This window comes from Jeotgalibaca sp. A122 (genome assembly GCF_052266715.1).
Lineage (GTDB): Bacteria > Bacillota > Bacilli > Lactobacillales > Aerococcaceae > Jeotgalibaca.
In genome coordinates, this window is record NZ_JBQPRB010000003.1 from 282,546 (window position 1) to 304,737 (window position 22,192).

17 protein-coding genes and 1 rRNA gene are annotated in these 22,192 nt (G+C 43.6%); 15 read left to right on the forward strand and 3 right to left on the reverse strand.

Annotated features, from left to right (window positions below):
- Nucleotides 1-43: 43 nt before the first annotated feature.
- From ACTU7M_RS05465 to ACTU7M_RS05475, 3 genes are all read left to right on the forward strand, one after another.
- Nucleotides 44-1,336 carry a hypothetical protein gene (locus ACTU7M_RS05465; RefSeq protein ID WP_443473369.1) on the forward strand — a complete coding sequence of 431 codons (1,293 nt, stop codon included), beginning with the start codon at nucleotides 44-46 and terminating at the stop codon, nucleotides 1,334-1,336.
- A 230-nt stretch (nucleotides 1,337-1,566) separates the two neighbouring features.
- Entirely contained in the window at nucleotides 1,567-3,522 is a 1,956-nt protein-coding gene (gene pulA, locus ACTU7M_RS05470) for a type I pullulanase (RefSeq protein ID WP_443473370.1), read from the forward strand.
- Nucleotides 3,523-3,563: 41 nt separating this feature from the next.
- Complete coding sequence (locus ACTU7M_RS05475) at nucleotides 3,564-4,382, forward strand: Cof-type HAD-IIB family hydrolase (RefSeq protein WP_443473371.1); 819 nt, start codon at nucleotides 3,564-3,566, stop codon at nucleotides 4,380-4,382.
- A 41-nt stretch (nucleotides 4,383-4,423) separates the two neighbouring features.
- Here the strand turns inward: ACTU7M_RS05475 and ACTU7M_RS05480 are convergent, their stop codons facing one another.
- Entirely contained in the window at nucleotides 4,424-5,506 is a 1,083-nt protein-coding gene (locus tag ACTU7M_RS05480) for an FUSC family protein (protein ID WP_443473372.1), read from the reverse strand.
- Nucleotides 5,507-5,687: 181 nt separating this feature from the next.
- Here ACTU7M_RS05480 and ACTU7M_RS05485 point away from each other — a divergent pair, with 181 nt between their 5' ends.
- Both ACTU7M_RS05485 and ACTU7M_RS05490 read left to right on the forward strand, forming a co-directional pair.
- Nucleotides 5,688-6,122 carry a Fur family transcriptional regulator gene (locus ACTU7M_RS05485; protein WP_443473373.1) on the forward strand — a complete coding sequence of 145 codons (435 nt, stop codon included), beginning with the start codon at nucleotides 5,688-5,690 and terminating at the stop codon, nucleotides 6,120-6,122.
- A 71-nt stretch (nucleotides 6,123-6,193) separates the two neighbouring features.
- A complete protein-coding gene (locus ACTU7M_RS05490; RefSeq protein ID WP_443473374.1) occupies nucleotides 6,194-7,141 on the forward strand; it encodes a LacI family DNA-binding transcriptional regulator in 948 nt (315 codons plus the stop codon).
- Nucleotides 7,142-7,342: 201 nt separating this feature from the next.
- On the opposite strand, the gene proC is transcribed toward ACTU7M_RS05490, so the two are convergent.
- Nucleotides 7,343-8,152 carry a pyrroline-5-carboxylate reductase gene (gene proC, locus ACTU7M_RS05495; protein ID WP_443473375.1) on the reverse strand — a complete coding sequence of 270 codons (810 nt, stop codon included), beginning with the start codon at nucleotides 8,150-8,152 and terminating at the stop codon, nucleotides 7,343-7,345.
- Between the two features lie 150 nt (nucleotides 8,153-8,302).
- Here proC and ACTU7M_RS05500 point away from each other — a divergent pair, with 150 nt between their 5' ends.
- The 8 genes from ACTU7M_RS05500 (at nucleotide 8,303) to pgmB (ending at nucleotide 18,957) form a co-directional block, all read left to right on the forward strand.
- Nucleotides 8,303-10,009 (forward strand): glycoside hydrolase family 13 protein, encoded by a 1,707-nt coding sequence (locus ACTU7M_RS05500; RefSeq protein WP_443473376.1) that lies wholly within the window; start codon nucleotides 8,303-8,305, stop codon nucleotides 10,007-10,009.
- 15 nt (nucleotides 10,010-10,024) lie between these two features.
- Entirely contained in the window at nucleotides 10,025-11,335 is a 1,311-nt protein-coding gene (locus tag ACTU7M_RS05505; protein WP_443473377.1) for an alpha-amylase family glycosyl hydrolase, read from the forward strand.
- A 113-nt stretch (nucleotides 11,336-11,448) separates the two neighbouring features.
- Complete coding sequence (locus tag ACTU7M_RS05510; protein ID WP_443473378.1) at nucleotides 11,449-12,759, forward strand: extracellular solute-binding protein; 1,311 nt, start codon at nucleotides 11,449-11,451, stop codon at nucleotides 12,757-12,759.
- A gap of 147 nt (nucleotides 12,760-12,906) precedes the next feature.
- On the forward strand, nucleotides 12,907-14,181 hold the full coding sequence (locus tag ACTU7M_RS05515) for an ABC transporter permease subunit (RefSeq protein WP_443473395.1): 1,275 nt from the start codon (nucleotides 12,907-12,909) through the stop codon (nucleotides 14,179-14,181).
- Nucleotides 14,182-14,184: 3 nt separating this feature from the next.
- Nucleotides 14,185-15,048, forward strand: coding sequence for a sugar ABC transporter permease (locus ACTU7M_RS05520; protein WP_443473379.1), 864 nt, complete (start codon nucleotides 14,185-14,187; stop codon nucleotides 15,046-15,048).
- 81 nt (nucleotides 15,049-15,129) lie between these two features.
- Entirely contained in the window at nucleotides 15,130-15,921 is a 792-nt protein-coding gene (locus ACTU7M_RS05525; RefSeq protein WP_443473380.1) for a hypothetical protein, read from the forward strand.
- A gap of 34 nt (nucleotides 15,922-15,955) precedes the next feature.
- On the forward strand, nucleotides 15,956-18,232 hold the full coding sequence (locus ACTU7M_RS05530) for a glycoside hydrolase family 65 protein (protein ID WP_443473381.1): 2,277 nt from the start codon (nucleotides 15,956-15,958) through the stop codon (nucleotides 18,230-18,232).
- A gap of 56 nt (nucleotides 18,233-18,288) precedes the next feature.
- Entirely contained in the window at nucleotides 18,289-18,957 is a 669-nt protein-coding gene (gene pgmB, locus ACTU7M_RS05535) for a beta-phosphoglucomutase (protein WP_443473382.1), read from the forward strand.
- Between the two features lie 166 nt (nucleotides 18,958-19,123).
- Here the strand turns inward: pgmB and ACTU7M_RS05540 are convergent, their stop codons facing one another.
- Nucleotides 19,124-19,771, reverse strand: coding sequence for a dienelactone hydrolase family protein (locus tag ACTU7M_RS05540; protein WP_443473383.1), 648 nt, complete (start codon nucleotides 19,769-19,771; stop codon nucleotides 19,124-19,126).
- Nucleotides 19,772-19,812: 41 nt separating this feature from the next.
- Between ACTU7M_RS05540 and ACTU7M_RS05545 the strand changes: the two genes are divergently transcribed.
- Together ACTU7M_RS05545 and ACTU7M_RS05550 are read left to right on the forward strand one after the other, a co-directional pair.
- Nucleotides 19,813-20,745 (forward strand): hypothetical protein, encoded by a 933-nt coding sequence (locus ACTU7M_RS05545; RefSeq protein ID WP_443473384.1) that lies wholly within the window; start codon nucleotides 19,813-19,815, stop codon nucleotides 20,743-20,745.
- Nucleotides 20,746-21,879: 1,134 nt separating this feature from the next.
- Nucleotides 21,880-22,192: ribosomal RNA gene (locus ACTU7M_RS05550) — 16S ribosomal RNA — on the forward strand; the annotation flags it as partial.

The following is a 22,192-nucleotide window of genomic DNA, read 5'->3' on the forward strand; positions in this document are numbered from 1 at the left end:
TATTTAAATTGTAAAATATTTATATAATTAGGAGCGAGATGGATTGAAGAAAAGAGATGCATTTATCGTTGTAATTCTGGGAATTATTACGGTTGCGGTTATTTTTGTGGGTTTCCGCTATCGTCAAAACATTCAAGCTGACCTCGTAAATAAAAGTGACTATGTTGAAGTGAATCAAACAGAGTCTTTCGAGGCGCGACAAAAGAAAAAAGAAGAAGAAAAACGCGCGAAGTTTTTGTCTGCGTTTGATAAAAAACGTGAAAGTAATACTGTTGCAGATTTCTTGCAGTACGTGAAATATGCAAAAGGCGATACAAATGTGGCTTTCTACGGCGAGATTGAAGACAAGGCGCAATGGGCTGTAGATAACATGACTCAGTTAGCGACTGAGCGTGCATTCACTGAAATGCAAACAAACTTTGTCAGCACGCTGGAGTCTGAATCTGTTGGGGACCGCGTTGAAGAATTAATCAAACTTAAACCGGATGTAGTATTCTTCCACACACCGATGCCTGTTCAGGAAGTAATCTGGACCGCAGATGGTGAAGCGGTAGAGACAGACAATCTTTCAGAAGTTTTAGCTGCTTATGATGCGATGAAAGAAGAATTATCAGAAACTTTAATTGTCCTGGTTACACCAGCACCGCGCCAAGTGGATCCTGAGTCTGAAGAAGAAATTTCTTGGCACCAAGTTGAAATTGATGCACTTGTCAGCGAGAGCGAAGGGTACGAAATTCCTGTTTATAACATTCATGACCAAGTGATGGAGCACTTAACAGCTAACACATTGGAAATCGCAAGTCTGTATAACGAAGAAGGTACTTTTAAACCTGAAACGTCGGAATTGCTGAAAAATATGTTCGCTCAAAACTTGAAAACTTTAGAGATAGCTACAACAACTGCATATGTACTGGATGGTAAACCTGCAGAAGTAGATATTGTCATTGAAGTTTACTCTGAAGAAGAAGAAGAAGAAGAGTCTTCGGAAGAAATTATAGAAGTGGAATCCTCTGAAGAAATAATAGAAGAATCCGAATCAGTCGAATTGGAAGACGAATGGTATGAATCAGAAACAGAAGTTGAGGAATGGATTGAGGAATCGGTAGAAGAAACTTATGTGCCACCGGTACAAGAAACGACAACGCCTGTACAATCTGATTCAAGTTCTGAAAGTAAAAAATCTGAGTCAAATTCTAGTAGTAGTTCAGAATCCAGTTCATCAAGCAGTAGTACAAGTTCTAGCAGCTCAAGTTCCAGCAGTAGTTCAGAATCCAGCTCGAGCTCACAATCAAGTGAAATTGAAGAACCTGCATGGAGCGAACTAGAATCCGAATAACACCACCAAGCATCCCGCATATACGGGGTGCTTTTTTAATAAGCGAAAGTTTATAAGAATGTTATAAATACGTGAGAATAACCCCTTTGAGTATCAATGGAAACGCTTTTTTAGTATAATTAGGTTGAAAATAATGACGGTTTCCGTTAAAATAGCACTTCTTAAAAAACTGCTATGTCACAAACATTTGTCGTAACCTGTCAGTTTCAATAGAAAAAGGAATGAGTAGTATGGAAATGAAGAACATAGTATTCACGGACCAGATGATGAAGAACCATCCTTATGATGAAAAAACTGGTTTGTTAAATGTCACCCCTGAATTTGATTTAACTTATGCAACCGATGAAAAACTCGGATTTATTTTTTCGCCTGACATGACGATTTTTCGTGTATGGGCGCCTGCTGCCTCCAAAATAGAACTTATTTTATTTCATACCTTATACGGGGATGGAGCAGAACACATTGCGATGAATCAAGTTGCACCAGGAACTTATGAAATTGATATCAACCGTAACTTGGATAATGTGGCCTATAACTTTGGTGTTTATTATCCAGATGGAAAATATACTGAAACAGTCGATCCTTATGCAATCGCCACTACAAGTAATGGGGAACGTTCGGTGGTCGTTGATTTACTGACAACGAATCCGGAAAATTGGAGTGAAAGAATGCCGCCTTTCACAGCTACAACGGATGCCGTTATTTATGAAGCAAGCGTTCGGGACTTTACCATGTCGGAATCAAGCGGGGCAAAGAATCGCGGGAAATTTTTGGGTGTGGTGGAAAAAGGCACCAAGTCACCTAACGGACTGCCTACTGGGCTGGACTATTTGAAAGAGCTCGGGATCACGCATCTGCAGTTAATGCCGATGTACGATTTCCAGACTGTGAATGAAGAAAATCCCGAAGAGAAATATAACTGGGGGTATGATCCCCAAAACTACAATGTGCCGGAAGGTTCCTACGCGACCGATCCACGTGATCCAAAAACCCGTATTCGGGAAATGAAACAAATGGTGCAGGGATTGCATGATGCCGGCATTCGCGTGATTATGGACGTGGTTTATAACCATGTGTATGATCCCGATACACATCCATTTGAAAGGGTGGCCCCGGGTTATTATTTCCGCCGCAATGAAGATGGCAGTATGTCGAACGGAACAGGTGTGGGCAATGACACCGCTTCGGAACACGCAATGATGAAAAAATATATTTTGGACAGTGTGAAGTATTGGGCGCAGGAATACCATATCGACGGGTTCCGTTTTGATTTGATGGGCATCCATGATGTTGATACAATGAATGCTGTCCGCGATATGTTGGATGAGATAGACCCTTCCATCATCGTGTTGGGTGAGGGTTGGAATTTAAACACGAATTTACCAGAAAATAAACGCGCATCCAGTATCAATGCGCGCCAAATGCCCGGGATTGCGCATTTTAACGATGCAATGCGGACTGCAATCAAAGGTGCGGACATGGGTGGCGGTTATGATACAGGTTTTATTTCCGGAAAGCCATTTATGGAACAGTGGATTGCGATCAATCAGCAAGGTGGATTGTACTACCCGCAGGATATCGCAGGTTATCAACAACCAGATCAAATCGTTCAATATGTTGAAGCGCACGATAATCATACATTGTTCGATAAATTAGCGATAAACATGCCCCATGACGATGAGCGGACACGCACGCGCCGTCATTTGTTGGCGTCGACATTGGCGATGTTGGCACAAGGGATTCCGTTCATTCATTCCGGGCAAGAGTTCTTGCGCACAAAGCAAGGAGAAGAAAATACCTATAATCTACCGGACGAAATCAACATGATTGATTGGGAACGCCGCGATGCGAAGCAAAAAGAAGTAACTTATATGAAAGAATTGATTCGCTTGCGTAAATCTGAACCATTATTCCGGATGCAGGATACTTTGGATATTGCCAAGCATATGGAAGTTTTGCAGGCAGATTATTATCAGATTGTCTGGCAATTAGAAAACGAAACCGATTTTTACTATATTATCTTTAACGGAAATGGAGACCCACGTTACTTCAGTATTGAAGAGGGAAACTTTGAATTGTTGGTCCATGATTGTACCGTGACTTTGGATAACCCACGGATGTGGTTTGATACGGATGAAATCAAGGTTGAAGGCTTTTCGACCACGGTACTCCATAAAAAGAAATAACTTTGGTACAATAGTATTAAAAGAATAAATGGGGTGTCGCAGTGATAAAATTAGTAGCAATTGATATTGACGGAACACTTGTTAATGAGAAGAAAATCATGACTGAAAAAGTTAAAAAGACCATTCATGCTGCGATGGATCAAGGTGTAAAAATTGTCCTATGCACGGGACGTCCTATTTCCGGAATCAGGCCTTATTTAGAAGAATTAGGGATGTTTGCGGAAGATGATTTCGTGATTTCCCAAAATGGTGCGGTGATTACCCGAACGGACACAGAGGAAATTATCGAAGTTTGGCCGTTTGAAAAAAACGCTGTTGAGAAGTTGTATGATTTCGGAAAAGATTTTTCGGCTGATTTCCTGGTCATGAATGAGGAAAAGTTCTATTTGATTGTGCCTGAAAATAATCAAAAGGCTATGAGACCTGCATTGATTAGTGAGGGCGAAACCGTCAGAATGGCTGTTGATACAACGACTATTGGTGGGTTAGAAGGGGAATACGTCAAGGTCTTATTTTTCGGGGAAACCGCTGAGATTGATGAAGTTGAAGCAGCAGTTCCGAGTGAATTCCGGGATGAATTTTCGGTAACACGGAGTCAAACGTACTTATTGGAAATTGCGGCTAAAGGTATTAATAAGGGAACTGCGTTGACGAAATTGGCACAAGACCTAGGCTTTGAACGCGAAGAAGTCATGGCGATCGGTGACGGCAATAATGACTATCACATGATTAAGGTAGCTGGTTTGGGTGTGGTGATGGAAAACGGAACCGACTACCTGAAAAGTGTTGCCAAGGAACTGACCCTATCCAACGAAAATGATGGTGTTGCCCATGCGATTGAGAAGTTTGTGTTGAAATAAAATTAAAAACCGGGAGAACTTTTCTCCCGGTTTTTCTATACTTAAAAATCATCAATTTGTGATATTTGGTAGTGTTTGTTGCTCTGTCGAAAGTTGGTGACGGCTTTGTTGAACCTGATCAGTTCATCTTCATATTCCAGTATTGCACTCATCAAGTGGATACCACTGTAACCTTTTTGATGGACAAAATCGGTAACGTTACTTTGTTCTTGTGCATGTTTGAAAAAGTTGTCGAGCAGGAGTTTCCGCTCTTCTTTATTTGCTTCAAAGAACTGGACTTGTTCCGGGGCAACCCGGCCGCTGAATTTCAGCATGATTTGTTCGTGTCCGGTCATTAAGGTCTCCATCCGTTCGCGGATTGTGACCCGCATGGACTGGGGAAAGTTAAAGAAACTATTTTCGTATTCGTGCATCACCGAAAGGACGTTGTATGCAGCGCGGGTAGTTTTAATCATGCGCCGGTAAATAACGAGTTGTTTTCTTTCATCAAGTTTGTAACGTGTGAAAGGAAGGCGGCTTTCTTGCAAGAGTTCAAAGAAATAATCCATTCGTGTAAGCTGGGCACGTGCCCATTTCAAATCCTTGTCCATGATGGAAAAGTTAGTGTTTTTGCGCAAGCTCGACCGAATCCACACGAGGAATTCGCTCGTTGCATAGTCGATGATATGGTATAATTTCTCACCGTATTTAGGTGGATGGATGAAAGTATTAACCAAAAAGGCGATGATGACGCCGATGAAGGTCTCGGCTACCCGAATCGCTGCGACGCTGTAAAGGGAGCCACTTTCGTTCAGCATGATAACAATCATGGTAATGGCAGCCAAGCTGATCACGTCACCTAATTTTAAATAATTCAGGATGGCAATCAACAAGACGGTTGCCAGACCGATGATAATAACGTTGGTACCAATGGTGGTACTGATAAGTGCTGCCAAAAATCCACCGATTGCGTTGGCGACGAGTCGGTTGCGCATAGTCTGGTAAGATTTTGCGACAGAAGGTTGAGTGGAGGGTACTGCAGAAATTCCTGCGATGACACCCGCATCAGTTGCAATCAGTTGGGCAAGTATTATAGATAAGGTAACAGCAAGTCCGGTTTTAAACGCACGCGCACCTAATTTCATATGGGTTCAGCTCCGAAATTCTTTATTTAATTTGGTCATTATATCTTACATTCACTACAATTGTAAATGACCCAGTGTTTAAAGGCAACGTCTGAAGTATATAGAGTGAAAATTATGGGGGAATTTGTTATAATAATGGATAGTAAAAATGGCCTTCCTGATGGAAAGAGGGTAGAAAAAAATGACACATCCAATGGTAAGTGATTCGATAAATAAATTAAGGCATGAAAATGTCCGCATTACGCCGCAAAGGGAAGCGATTCTCGAGTTTATGGTTGAAACAGATAACCATCCAACCGCCGATGAGATTTACCAAGCTTTGTCGGTGCGTTTTCCCAGTATGAGTGCCGCAACGGTCTATAATAACTTGCATTTGTTTACCAAGGTTGGTTTTGTTAAAGAGCTAACGTATGGGGACGGCGCAAGCCGGTTTGATTTTACAAATACCCAGCATTACCACGCAATCTGTGAAAAGTGTGGGGCAGTGGTGGATTTATATTACCCGATTCTGGACGATTTAGAGGAAGTAACCCATGATTTGATTGGGTTTGAAGTGACGCATCACCGCATGGAAGTGTATGGTATCTGTGCTGATTGTCTTGCTCAAAAAAAATAGCCTTTTCTAATATGGAAAAGGCTATTTTATTGTATAATGGTAGTAATTATTGTGTTTGAAGGGGGAAATGAATGCCAACTTTAAATGATGTTGCCAAGCTGGCAAATGTTTCAAAAATGACTGTATCCCGGGTAATCAATCATCCTGAGCAAGTAACGGAAGAATTACGCAATTTGGTTCATAAAGCGATGGTAGAACTGGACTATCGGCCGAATAAAGCCGCGAAAGCCTTGGCACAAAACCGGACGTTGATTGTGAAGGTCATGATATTGGAGGAGTTGGACACAACCGACCCCTATTTCATGAACTTGTTGATCGGGATTGCGAGTGAGTTGGACAAAAACCACTATGCTCTGCAATTGATTACCCAGGACAGTACAAATAAAACCGAGTGTGACGGTTACATCATTATGGGGATGCGCGAGAAGGACTATACGTGGATTAAAGAGATTCCGAAGCCGGTAGTCCTTTTCGGTGAAAATGACTATGGCGTGACTTACGTCGATTCAAATAATGTCGGTGGAACTGCGAAGGCGACCGAATTTGCTATTTCGCGCGGATATGAAAAAATCACGTTCGTCGGGATTGATGTGGCGGATTTGTTCGAGCGCTCCCGCGAAAAAGGTTATTTGGAAACGATGAAGGCTGCAGGAATGGAGACGGAGATATTGCGGTTTGATAACCACTCAACGCCGCCGATGGAATATTTCCGCGAAAACTTGCATCGCTATCCAGAAAATACGTGCTTCGTTTGTGGATCGGACCGATTGGCTTTAGGTGTTGAAAATGGCATCCATCAAACAGGGAAATCCGTTCCGACTGACTACGGGGTTATCGGTTTCGATGGGGTTTTGCTGGATCAAATCGCGTTACCGAAACTTACCACCATCAAACAAGATGTCCGCCAAATGGGAGAATTGTGTGCGCAAATTGTATTGCGCAAGATTCAGTTTCCGGATGAGGAAGTGGAAAGTATCGAATTTGATACCCAATTGATTATTAGAGAAAGTACAAAATAAACACGCTCACGCGTGTTTTTTTGTTAGGGTAATTTGTTGAGGTGCGGCGTTGGCGTTGAAAAAAATTCTTAACGCCGCATTTTTGTGCTAAATGCGGCGTTCCTCATAAAACTAGACCACCAACGCCGCACAAATAGTAAAAAGTGCGGCGTTCTGGACGAAATGTCCCAATGAACGCCGCACCACCAACCATAATATCACTTATTTCCCATTCATCTCCACCGATTTAGCAATGGCTGCTTCAACTGACTGCATCACCGCACTCCGCAAGCCGTTTTCTTCGGCCTTAACGACCATTTCAATCGTCGTGCCACCGGGTGAGCAGACAGCATCCTTCAGTTCTCCCGGATGGCGACCGGATTCCAGCACCATTTTGGCCGTTCCCAACATCGCTTGCGCTGCAAAGTTATAAGCCTGCGCCCGGGGCATACCGGCACGCACCACTGCATCGGCCATCGCCTCAATGACCATGTACAACATTGCAGGTGAGGAACCACTGACGCCGATTACTGCGTCAAACAACCGTTCTTCTACAACCTCAACTTTTCCCAAACTACTGAACAAGGCCACCAGTTCCTCCTGTTCTTCCCGGGCCACACCCTCACCAAAACACAAGCCAATCATCGCTTCCCCGACCGCAGCTGGTGTATTCGGCATCGCCCGCGCAATTTTTACAGGCGCACCAAATGACTCCATCACGTCTTCAAGCGTTACTCCGGCGGCAACCGCCACAACCACTGCGTCAGGACGGACCGATTCGCGCACTTCTTTAATAATCGCATCATACAAGTGGGGTTTTATCGTTAAAAATAAAATATCGGCAGCTTTCGCCACCGTAACGTTATCGGTGGTCGTCAAAATTCCCCATTTCGCACGCAAACCCTCCAATACTTTTTCGTTTCGCCGTGAAGCAATCACGTCACTCGGCTCAGCAAACCCAGCATTCAACATGCCTTTTAAAATTGCTTGGCCCATATTTCCCATGCCAATGAAACCTATTTTTTTATTCATTTCCGCACCGTCCGTTCATCTATTTTCTTTCTATTATAACAAGAACATCCCCTGCATCAAAATTCGTATTTTGATAACGGTAACAAGTTGCTTTCGTAATCGTTTTCAGCGAAACTAGGAATAAGAGGAATTATAAAAGGAGGCAGCAACATGGAACAAAACACACCTTGGTGGCATAAAACGATTTTATACCAAGTGTACCCAATGAGTTTCCAGGATACCAACCATGACGGCATCGGTGATATTCCAGGAATCACGCGTCGTCTGGATTATATCCAAAGTCTGGGCGTCAACATGATTTGGATCAATCCCATTTTCGCTTCACCAAAAGTGGACAACGGCTACGATGTTTCCAATTATATGGAAATCGATCCGCAGTTTGGCACGATGCAGGACGTGGAAGAACTGATTCATGAAGCTCATATCCGGGGCATCAAAATTATTTTTGACCTGATTCTCAATCACACATCCGACCAACATCCTTGGTTCCAGGAAGCAATCAAGAGCCCGGATAATGAATACCGCAATTATTATATTTGGCGTGACGGCAAGAAGAACGGAGCGAAAGCGCCCAACAACTGGGAAGGTTTTTTCAATACTTCCGTCTGGGAAAAAGGTCCACTAGAAGATGACCAATACTATTTCCACTTGTTCGCCAAAGAGATGCCCGATTTAAACTGGGAGAACCCGAATGTCCGCCGTGCTCTTGAAGACGTTGCCCTGTTTTGGCTTGATAAAGGAATCGACGGTTTCCGGCTGGATGCCTTTATCCACATCGTGAAAGAAGAAGGTTTTCCGGATCTCGATTTACCGGAAGGCCAAATCGACTTGGCCGAACAGTATTACTCTAACTTACCGAAAGTGAATCAATACATGCGGATTTTTACTACCAGTCTGCGCGAACACTTCCCGGATATTTATATGCTGGGTGAAGCAGCTTCGGCGAATGTTGAGTTGGCCCGTTCTTACTGCGACATCGATCAAGGCGGCTGTAACTCGGTCATCACCTTCCGCTATTTCACGATGGATGAAGAAGCAAAGGATAAACGCCTCAACGGCAACATGCAGGCAACCAAACTCCTTTATCCAGAGTTCGAAGCAAATATGGATGAGTGGCAACGCGCCATGGCTGATGTTGGTGGACCGACGCTTTACTGGAGTAATCACGACATGGCCCGGACTGTTTCCCGGATCGGAAACGACCATATCTACCGCGACAACTCTGCAAAAATGTTGGCAACCTTGATGTATTTACAAAAAGGCATTCCCGTTATTTACAATGGTGAAGAAATAGGCATGAAGAACTTATATATTGACGCTATCGAAGATTTCAAATCCCCGGAAGCGCAAGGATTTTATGAAAAAGCGCTGGAGCTTGGTTATACGAGGGAGTGGGCGATTCACAATATCCGCGAAACTTCCAAGGATTCCGCACGGGGCGGCATGCAGTGGCATGATGGCGACTATGCCGGTTTTTCGACCGTGGAACCGTGGAGTGGCGTCAATGTAGAGAAGAAATATAACGTCAAAGACCAGATGATGGATTCAGAGAGCATTTTGATTCATTACAAAAAAATCCTGGATTTAAAACGGACGGAATTATTCTGCATAGGTGATTACCGTTTGTTGCCAACCGATGCCAACATTTACGCCTATGAGCGCGAGTATAGTAATAAAGCCGCAACAATTATCTGTAATGTCACCGAAGAGATGCAATTTTACGATTTACCACCTGTTCCGGAAAATGGCTATCGGCGTCCCATCTTGTCAAATGAAGGGGTTCGTCTGATAAAAGGGGGCAACACCGTTCGTTTAGGCCCTTATGCAGCAGTGGTACTACTCACTGATTATGAATAATAAAAGGAGGATTTTATGGCACACGATACAGACATAGCTTTACGCAACCAAGTCATGTATAGCATTTATGTCCGCAATCATACCAAAGAAGGAACGTTTAACGCCATCATTCCTGATTTACCCCGGATCAAGTCCTTTGGAACCGACATTATCTGGTTGATGCCCATTCACCCAATCGGGGAAGTGATGCGAAAGGGACTGGCCGGTAGTCCCTATGCAATCAAGGATTTCCGGGCCATCAATCCGGAATATGGCACAATGGCTGACTTCAAATTACTGGTCGATGCCATCCATGCACAAGGCATGAAATGTATTATTGATGTGGTTTACAACCATACCTCACCTGATTCCGTTTTGGTGAACGAACATCCCGAATGGTTCTACCGTCGCCCCAATGGCAAGATGGGGAATAAAGTAGGTGAATGGTATGACGTTGTCGACCTGGATTATTCGCATCCCGAATTATGGGATTACCAAATCGAAACATTGAAGATGTGGTCAGAAATAGTGGACGGTTATCGTTGTGATGTTGCCAGTTTGGTTCCAATAGAATTTTGGGTGCGGGCACGCAAAGAAGTGGCAGAAGTTAATCCGGATACCATTTGGCTAGCCGAATCGGTTCATACCCATTTTTTACGTTCACACCGGGACCGCGGAAATATTGGTTTATCGGATAGTGAAATATACGAAGCATTTGACATTACTTATGACTATGATGTGGAGGATTTTTTCACTGCCTATCTCAATAAAGAAATATCATTGAAAACCTATTTGCGTATCTTGATGTTCCAGGATGGGATTTATCCGAAAAACTATGTAAAGCTCCGCTTCCTGGAAAATCATGACCATCCAAGATTTAGAGCACGTGTGAAAGATCCGCGGGCCGTGCGTAACTGGACGGCATTTTCCTTTTTCCAAAAAGGAACAACATTGATTTTTGCCGGTCAGGAAAAGGGAATTGCCCACTTGCCTGATTTGTTCGATGTCGATCCCATTGCCTGGGAAAGGGCAGACATGGAATTGTCGCTGTTGATGCAACGTTTGGGGAATCTAAAGGCTGATGCTGCGGTACGTGAAGGGGCTTATCATTTGGAGGCCGAAGAGGGCGTGGATGTAGTCAATGGTGCTTACGATTACGAGGGTCGCACGCTACATGGCATTTTCAGCTTGGATGGCAAGCGCCACGATGTTCCAGTTGATGCTCCAGATGGCGAGTATCGCAACCAAGTGGATTCAGAATTGGTAGTCGTAGAAAATGGCATGATTGCGGCAAAGGGCGAACCAATTATCTTTACGCACTATCATCCAAAACCTCCTATTCGTTAACTATTGAAATATTGTTACCGATAACAAATAGGAAACGCTTGCAAAAAAGGGCTTTCAATAAGATAATGAATATGTAAACAAAATATGTATAGACATCATAGGAGGATGTAAATATGTTAACAAATTGGAAAAAAGGTAGAATTGGTCTTTTGGCAGCTTCATCCGCATTCTTGTTAGCGGCTTGTGGCGGGGGAGAAGATGCAGACACAGTAGAATCAACAGATCCAGGAACACAAGAAACAACGGACGAAACTGCTGGTGGTGATTTTTCTGGACAAACGTTGAACATTTCAGTGGGTGACGATTATACACCATTCGTTGAAGCAATTATTCCTGCATTCGAGGAAGAATATGGTGTGACTGTCGAATTGACAGAGCGCGATATGTTCGAAAACCTTGAAGCACTCCCATTGGATGGTCCAGCAATGCTTGGTCCAGACGTAATGATCGCACCATATGACCGCGTGGGTGGTTTAGGTCAACAAGGGCACTTGTTAGACGTAACACTTCCAGATGACGGCCGTTATGATGACACAGATAAATTACAAGTTACTGCCAATGATACAATCTACGGAAATCCATTTGTAATTGAAGCATTGGTTATGTATTACAACAAAGAATTGTTGGATGCAGCACCGACAACGTTTGAAGAGTTGGAAGAATTAACGAAAGATGAGCGTTTCGCATTTTCTTCTGAAGAGGGCAAATCAACAGCTTTCCTATCTAACTGGATTGACTTCTATAACTCATACGGTCTATTGGCTGGTTATGGCGGATATGTATTCGGTGAAGACGGAACGGACACAACAGATATCGGTTTGAACTCTGAAGGAGCAATCGAAGCCATTGAATACGGCACTAAATGGTTCCAAGAGTATTGGCCACAAGGTATGTTGGACAAGACAACTTCCGGAAACTTCATTGATGATCAATTCATCGGTGGAAAAGCGGCAGCAATCATCAACGGACCATGGGGAGCAGCTAACTACCGTGACTCAGGTGTTGATTATGGTGTAGCACCGGTTCCAACGTTGCCAAACGGCGAACCATACGCACCATTTGCGGGTGGTAAAGCATGGGTGATTTCTTCTTATACAGAAGTTGGGGATCTGGCACAAGAATTCTTGAACTTTGTAACAAATGAAGAAAACCAAACATTACTATTCGAAGAATATACGGCTGAAATTCCAGCTAACCAAGATGCACGTAAAGTAATTGCTGATGCTGGTGATGACGAATTGGCTGTTGCCGTTATCGAACAATACAACTCTGCAATTCCAATGCCAAACATTCCAGAAATGGCTGAAGTTTGGACGGGCGCAGAAACAATGATGTTCGATGCCGTTTCAGGCAACAAAACAGCTGAAGAATCTGCTAATGATGCAACAGAATTGATTAAACAAAATATCGAGCAAAAATATTAATAATTAGGCGATTAAAAGCCTGATATTCCATCGGCAGAGACGTGCCCTGTCTCTGCCGTTGATTTTTGAAGAGGGGGAATTACCGTGGAAGAATCAAACGGAAACGGACGTAAAAAAGTAGAATTTTCCGCCGAGGATCAACAACGGATCAAAAAAGCAACCCTTTTGTCCATCGTTCCTGGTCTCGGGCAATTATATAATAAACAAACCGCAAAAGCTGTTCTGTTCTTTGCCTTCCTTGGCTTTGTTATTGTTGAAATGGCAGTCTACGGTGTTGATGCCTTAACGGGATTGATTACGCTGGGTTCAACACCACGTGAGGATCACTCCTTGTTCTTGATGATCGAAGGGGCCTTGCAAATTCTGGTCATGATTATCTTCGCTCTAATCTGGATCATCAATATCTATGATGCGTATCGCGTTGCAAAAATTAAGGCGCTGGATCCCAGAAATGTCAATTACTCACCTAAAGCGATGTTATGGAATGCTTATAACAATGGCTTCGCCTATCTATTAACCATTCCAGCATACATCGTCATGCTTTTCGCCATTTTATTCCCAGTATTGGTAACGATTTTCATCTCATTCACAAACTATGATTTCTACCATATCCCACCTGGTACTTTAGTGGATTGGGTCGGATTTGATACCTTCAAGAATATTGTTTCCTTGAGTACTTACCGTGATACCTTCGGGGCGGTATTCTCATGGACAGTCATCTGGACGGTTTCGGCAACGACACTCCAATTGGTCATCGGTATTTTTACGGCGATGGTTTTGAATCAGCCTTTTATTAAAGGTAAACGTTTCTTCGGGGTAATCATGCTCTTACCTTGGGCAGTTCCCGCGTTCATTACCATCATGTCATTTTCGAATATGTTCAATGACTCAGTAGGGGCGATTAACTCCCAAGTTATTCCCTTTATTAATAACTTACCATTCGTTGATATTCCGTCAATCGCGTGGAAAACAGATCCGTTCTGGACCAAAATCGCGATTATCGCTATCCAGGGCTGGCTAGGTTTCCCATATATTTATGTATTGGTTTCTGGTATTTTGCAATCCATCCCAGCAGACTGGTATGAAGCAGCTGTTATTGATGGTGCGACCACTATCCAGAAATTCCGTTTTATCACCTTGCCACAAATCTTTGCTGTAGCGGCACCGATTTTCGTAACGCAATATACCGGTAACTTCAACAACTTCTCCATGATTTACCTCTTCAATGAAGGGGGACCGGGTAGTGTGGGATCAGGGGCTGGTGCAACGGATATCTTGATTTCCTGGATCTATAAATTGACGACAGGACAATCACCTCAATACAACATCGCTTCGGCCGTGACATTGATTATTTCGGCAGTCGTTATCACTATTTCAATGTTAATCTTCAGCCGAACACGTGCATTCGAAATGGAGGATTAGGACATGGAAAATAAAAAACCGAAAAAAGTCCGGACACAAAAAAGTGCACGCCGTACAAATAAAATTTTGACCTATACTTACTTGGTGTTTCTGAGTATTATCATTATTTATCCGCTTTTGATTACGGCGACATCGGCTTTTCGTGCTGGTAACTTGCTGGCGTTTGACTTGAATCTAACCGGACCTTGGACCCTGGATAATTTCCGCCGTTTGTTCGAGGAAACGTTATATCCGCAGTGGTACATGAATACGTTGAAAGTGGCTCTGACAACCATGGTTATCCAGGTTGCAACGATTACCTTGGCAGGATTTGCTTACAGCCGTTATCGTTTTATCGGCCGTAAACAATCACTGAAATTCTTCTTGATCGTGCAAATGGTACCGACAACAGCAGCCTTGACGGCTTTCTATGTTATGGCGTTGTTACTTGGTGGTTTGGACAAACACTGGTTCTTGATTTTCGTTTATATCGGTGGCGGTATTCCGATGAATACGTGGTTGATGAAAGGGTACTTTGATACGGTACCGATGGAACTGGATGAATCAGCACGTTTGGATGGCGCGGGTCACTTGCGTACTTTCTGGCAAATTATTTTGCCATTAGTGCGTCCAATGATTGCTGTTCAAGCATTATGGGCATTCATGTCGCCATTTGGTGAATATTTGCTTGCACGTTTCTTATTGCGTTCGCCAGCAAACTACACCGTAGCGAATGGTCTGCAAACATTTATCAACAACCCCCGCGATCAACGGGTCGCATTGTTTGCGGCCGGGGCTATCCTGATCGCTGTTCCGATAGCAACTTTGTTCTTCTTCTTGCAAAAGAACTTTGTTTCTGGTCTAACAGCGGGTGGAACAAAAGGTTAGAAAAAGATTCTGGCGTTGCGATTGTGTGTTTGGCGACCTTCAACTAGAATAAAGAAAATATAGAAATGTAGGTGGACACACATGCAAAATGCAACTTTTCCGATTGATTATTTCCGTAGTACCTTAACACCCGTCTCGATGTTCCGCGGCCGAAAATTCCTGAGCTGGCCGAAAATTATCTTCGTGATTTTATTTTTGAATGGCTTGATGATGATTCCCATCGTTTTGAATTATGCGGACGATGACAGTTTCAGTTTGGAACCGACGTATCCGATTGTTTTCGATATGGTGGATGAAGCGGTCGTCACTGCCTTGAATAGCGAGGAGGCCTTTTTCCAGGAAAAAGAAAACGGTGTGGTTGTAGGCGGTGGGGAAGAATCCGCCGCATTGGAATATGACAACGTGCTTTACTTCGGTGAAACGGAAATGGTTTTGAAAGAGGGGGATTCTCCGGTCACACGGGCAACTTATACAAAAGATTTGGAGTGGGGCGATTCGGTCGAATCGGTGCGCTCCCAAATGAGTCGTCAGTGGTATTACATGAACCGGGTGTTTATTGTCGCGACCTATTCGTTCATGATAGCAGGGATGCTTTTGTTGATGAATGTGTTGTTGATAGTGGGTGCGGCGTTCTTCATGTATTTGGCCGGCAAGAATTCAATTATGGAATTGGATACGTTTAAAGAGAGTATAAATGTGATTTTAAATGCGGTTGGATTACCGGTTTTGGCATCGTTGGTGGTGGGGTTGTTCTTACCGGAAATAACCACGATGATGAGTGTGCAATCGATGGGCTTGGTTTTGATGATTGTCTTGCTTTATTTCAAGACGCGTTTTTCCGAACAATACATTCAATCACAAGAAGACAAATAGAAATCGTGTTAGTTTAGAGGAGTGTAGCGAATCGATGAAAAGATTATTTGATATTGATCCGTGGAAAGTAAAAACTTCGACTTTTCATGCAGATGATAAAAGGCTTCAAGAGAGTTTGACGTCAATCGGTAATGGTTATATGGGGATGCGCGGTAACTTTGAAGAAGGTTATTCAGGCGACACGCATGAAGGAACTTATTTGGCGGGAGTTTGGTATCCAGACAAAACACGCGTCGGTTGGTGGAAAAATGGTTATCCAGATTATTTCGGAAAAGTCATCAATGCCATGAACTTTATCCAGGTGGGTATTATGGTTGATGGTCACCAAGTGGACTTGGATAAAGATACGTTCCGAGATTTTTATTTGGAATCCGATATGAAGACGGGTGTACTGACGCGTCGCTTTGTGTGGACCAGTGATGATGGTGAAACGGAGATTGGTTTTCATTTCACCCGTTTCTTGAGCATTGTGGATAAAGAAATTGCTGTTATCCAAGTAAAGGCGGAAATCTTGAAAGGGAATCCTGAGATTTCGATGAAGCCTGGTTTGGACAATCGCGTTCATAATGAAGATGCTAACTACGATGATGTGTTCTGGGAACAAGTAGCTGAAAACGTTGCTCCTGCCAGCGTAACGGCACGCACGATTGCAAATGATTTTGGCATTGAGCGGTTTACGGTAACGGGATTGATGCTGAACGAAGTAAGTGGTTTGCGTTTGACGGATTCGGAAGTCTCCGATTTGCAAGCTTTTGAGACCTATACGGGTCAAGTGGCTGAAGGCGAGACCGTTGTCTTGAATAAATATGTGGCGATGGTAACGAGTCGAGATGTCGAACCCGAACAGCAAGAAGAAAAAGCGGCTGAGTTGGCGAGAGCTGCTAAAGCCAAAGGTTATGAGGAATTATTAAAAGAACACGTTGGTGCTTGGGATGTCCGTTGGCAAAAAGCGGATGTTAAAATCGTCGGCGACGATGAAGCCCAACAAGGCCTGCGTTTTAACTTATATGGTTTGTTCTCCACCTATTATGGCGATGATGATCGCTTGAATGTGGGACCAAAAGGATTTACGGGCGAAAAATACGGTGGCGCGACCTACTGGGATACGGAAGCCTTTATCGTGCCGATGTATCTGGCAGTTGCTGATCCGGAAGTAACCCGTAACTTGTTGAAATACCGTCATAACCAGTTGGATAATGCCTATGTCAATGCCGGCAAACAAGGCTTGCAAGGTGCGTTGTATCCAATGGTTACTTTTACGGGTATTGAGTGCCATAACGAGTGGGAAATCACCTTTATGGAAATTCACCGTAATGCGGCCATTGCCCATGCCATTTATAACTATACGAAATACACAGGTGATGAGTCGTACCGTGTGAACGAAGGTCTGGAAGTGCTAGTTGGGATCTCCCGTTTTTGGGCAGACCGGGTTCACTATTCAAAACGTGCCGGTAAATATATGCTACACGGCGTAACAGGACCGAACGAATACGAAAATAACGTCAATAATAACTTCCATACGAACCGGATGGCAGCTTGGTCATTGGAGTATACATTGGAAGCTTTGAAACAAGCGGAAGCAGGCAAAGTTTCAGAGTTGGCAGTTACTGAAGATGAAAAAGCGAAATGGCAAGACATCATTGCTAATATGTATTACCCATATGATGAAGAGTTGGGTATTTATGTTCAACACGATACCTTCCTGGATAAGGATTTAATGCTGGTCAGTGATTTGGATCCGGAAAAAGATCTGCCATTGAACCAAAAATGGTCTTGGGATAAAATCCTGCGTTCACCGTTCATTAAACAAGCGGATGTTTTGCAAAGTATTTATTACTTGCGTGATCGTTTCACGATGGAAGAAAAAGAAAAGAACTTTGACTTCTATGAGCCGATGACGGTTCACGAATCCTCATTGTCACCAAGTATCCATGCGATTATAGCAGCCGAATTGGGACGTGAAGAAAAAGCGGTTGAGTTGTACTCACGCACAGCGCGTCTGGATTTGGACAACTATAACAATGATACGGAAGATGGTTTGCATATCACTTCCATGAGTGGGGCCTGGTTGTCCATCGTTGAAGGATTCGCGGGGATGTATGTGACGGAAGAGATGTTGACTTTCAAACCGTTCTTACCGAAAAAATGGGAAGCGTATGATTTCAAGATCAACTTCCGCGGTCGTTTGGTGGATGTACACGTTGATAAAGAGGGTGTGCGTTTGACGCTCGAAGAAGGCGAACCGATGGAAGTGAAAGTGTTCGATGAAATAGTAATGGTTTCGGATTCGGTAACAAAAGAATTGCAATAGAATAAGGTTAGGGAGGGCTGGGAAGTTCCCAGCCCTTTTTCAAAGGAGGATGCAGAATGGTATTGAAAGGTGTCATTTTTGATTTGGATGGTGTGTTGACGGATACGGCGGAATTTCATTTTCGGGCATGGCAGGATTTAGGTGAAAAAATTGACATTTCCTTTGATCGGGCTTTCAATGAAAATTTAAAAGGAATTAGTCGAATGGATTCGCTGGACCGCATTTTGGAACATGGTGGCAAGAAAGATGTGTATTCTATAGAAGAAAAAGAATCGTTGGCTAAGGAAAAGAATGATGATTACGTGGAATTGATCAAGGAAATAACACCAGCGGACATCTTACCGGGTGTCAAGAAGTTCCTGGATGATTGTCGTGAGGCCGGTTTAAAACTGGGATTGGCTTCCGCCAGCAAGAATGGTCCGGCCATTTTGGAAAACTTGGGCTTAACGGATTATTTTGAAGTGGTAGTTGATCCGGCTTCACTTACTAACGGAAAACCTGATCCGGAAATATTCCTGAAGGGTGCGGAGTTGTTGGGACTTGATCCTTCTGAGTGTGTCGGAGTAGAGGACGCGGAAGCGGGGATTGCATCCATCAACAGTGCCGGCATGTTCTCGGTTGGCGTTGGCTCGCCTGAATCCATGAAGCAGGCAGATTTGTTTGTGGAAGAGACCATTGAACTGGACCTGGATGCGATTATTAAAGCGCATGGCGCAAGAGGATAGCCTTAAATAAAGAGAGTGCTCAAAAAGGCGTTTAGCCCCGAACCACTGGAACGAATAAGCACAGGATGGTCGCAGACCATCTGAGCATTATTCGTGAAGTGGCGTCGGGGCTGCCTTTTTGAGCACGTTTGCGTTGAAGTATTCGTAAATAGATAAGGGCTGGGAGTTATTTCCCAGCGCTTTTGTCGTCTAGATATTTGCTAAACCATTCAGTGGCGAGTTCGGCTACTTGCTCCAGTGTCCCTGGTTCCTCGAAAAGGTGGGTAGCGTGAGGGATGATGGTTAGTTTTTTTATGTTCGTCATTTGGTCAAAGGCTTGTTGGTTAAGGCCGATGACCACATCATCGTCACCGCCCACTATCAGCAGGGTCGGTGCTATAATTGTATTAAGATAAGCGGGCGCTAAATCGGGCCGGCCGCCACGGGAAACTACCGCCTGGATTTGATCGCCAAGATTTGCTGCACTCTGTATGGCTGCTGCCGCACCGGTGCTGGCACCGAAATACCCGAGTGGTAATGATTCAAATTGTGGATGTTTTTTTAGCCACATGGTTGCGACCTCCAAACGGTGGGCCAATAACGCAATATCGAAGCGGGTTGCATAATCACTGTCTTCTTCCGGAGTGAGCAAATCCATTAACAAGGTTATGAATCCGTGTTGCTGAAGCTCGCGAGCCACAAAATTATTACGGGGGCTGAAGCGACTGCTGCCACTGCCATGTGCAAAAAGGATAATACCGCGCGGATTGGCGGGACTCTCCAGCGACCCAATAATGGTGGCAGTGCCATCGGGAATATGCACCAGATTGTTCATTTTTTGATTCCTCATTTCGTATTTTTTCCAGGAGGTGTGTTATGGAACGGACAAAAATCATTGAATGGTTGCTCGAAGGAGATGTGTCAATACAGTACCAAGTGCAACGTGATTTACTGGCTGCGGGGGATGAAGTGTTAGTACCATTGCAAAGGCGAATCGCGCTGGAAGGTTGGGGGTTTGAATTTTTACAAAGACAGCATGCTGACGGTCATTGGGGCCGTGGTTTTTATCAACCGAAGTGGACATCCACTCATTACACTTTATTGGATTTGCGGAATTTAGGTTGTTTGCCCACACCGGAGATTTCTAAAGCACTGGCGTTAATAGTGGATACGCGCAAAGGGTATGATGGTGGGATAAGCTGTCATGTGGCGGTAAGAGAAAGTGATTTGTGTGTGAATGGGATGTTTTTGAATTATGCTTGTTATTTTGGTATTTCTGAAGAAGAGATTATGTCGGTAGTTGATTTTATCATCAGTCAGCAATTGCCGGATGGTGGCTTTAATTGTAATCTGAATGTAAGTGGCGCGAAACATAGTTCCATGCATTCGACATTAAGTACACTGGAAGGTCTTTGTGAGTATCGCCTGCAAGGGTATGGTTATCGGTTGGATGAACTCATGCAGATAGAGAGGGAGGCTCGGGAGTTTTTGTTGCGTCATCGGTTATTCCGGTCAGATCATACCGGGAAGGTTATCGACTCAAAGTATTTACGTTTCCCTTATCCTTCAAGGTGGCGGTATGATGTCTTACGGGCACTTGATTATTTTGTTCATGCTGGAGTGCCTTATGATGAACGAATGCTGGAAGCGATAGAGATTGTCGAGAAGAAGCAAAATGGCGCTGGGAAGTGGCTGTTGCCAGCACATTATCCCGGTTCGGCTTTTCACTTTGAAATGGAGGAGCCAGGAAGAGAGAGTCGCTGGAATACTTTACGGGCGCTTCGGGTAATGGATTACTTCGGTATTTAGAAAGGGCTGTTCTATCTCGAGTTTAAGGACTTCCTGTAGGGTTGTCAATTAGGATGGTTAAGAAAAAAATATGAGTAAAAAAAATAATATTTTAGAGCGTTTCCCCTTTACAAGAAACCGTTTTCATGTTAGTATATGAGTGTAGAGAAGGATACAAATTACATTTCAATAGAAATGAAGTAAAGAAGATGAAGTGTATGCAAATCTTTCTTTACAGAGGATCGCTAAGGTTCCCATTTAATAATTTAGTTCCATCGATTTAGTGGCAACAGATTTTAGAAAGACCCGTAAGTCTTTGAAGATCAGTAAGAAACTAGGATGGACAACTAAATTGGGCAACTAACAATTTAACTGAAAGGCTAGTAACAACAGTAAACCTGGAGCTAGATTTTGGGACCTTGCGATTCATTTAATCATAGAACAATCGCAGAGATTGATCTATGACGAAGATTCTGATCAGATTGAGAGAGGCGAGATGCCCCGTTCTGATGAAGGATAGAATCTTCAATATATTCATCTTCATCTTGTGGCCGTGTTCCTCATAAATGGGATAGCCGATAAGGAAGGAAAGATTCATATATCGGTCCCCTGAGTGAAACATGAAAACCTAGTAAACGAAAGTCTACCAACGGATGTAGTGTTGGTACTTAATCGAGGGACATGTGTTACAGCGATGAAGGGGAAGAGTTGCATTTGCAGCTCTTCCTATTTTTGTGGGATTTTTTCATTGACATGAAAAAACGCATATGTTAAAGTAGTTTTTACATTGCGAACACAACCTTTACATCTTCTTTACAAAAAGATTAAAAATCGGTTGACAATTATTTCCGCAAATGTTATCTTAATAAAGTCGCTGCACCGCGTCAGAAAATTCTTGAAAAAATAATTTCAAAAAAGTGTTGACAATGAGTTGCACAGGTGATAATATTAAGAAGTTGTCACGAACGAAACATCACGTAACACGTGATAACGGATTGGCCTTTGAAAACTGAACAAAGAATGAACGAACCAAACGTGCAGGGCATCCTGACGGATGCACATTAAGCCGACACGCAAGTGTCGCAACACAAGTAAGTCAGCAAAACAACAAGAGCAATCAACTTAAACATTAGGGTTTCTGTACAAGAGCCCACTTTTAATGAGAGTTTGATCCTGGCTCAGGACGAACGCTGGCGGCGTGCCTAATACATGCAAGTCGAACGAACGGAACGGGAGCTTGCTCCCGGGAAGTTAGTGGCGGACGGGTGAGTAACACGTGGGTAACCTGCCCTTCAGTGGGGGATAACATCCGGAAACGGGTGCTAATACCGCATAGTTTCTTCTTCCGCCTGGAAGAAGAAGGAAAGACGGCCTTTGTGCTGTCGCTGAGGGATGGACCCGCGGCGTATTAGTTAGTTGGTGGGGTAATGGCCTACCAAGACGATGATACGTAGCCGACCTGAGAGGG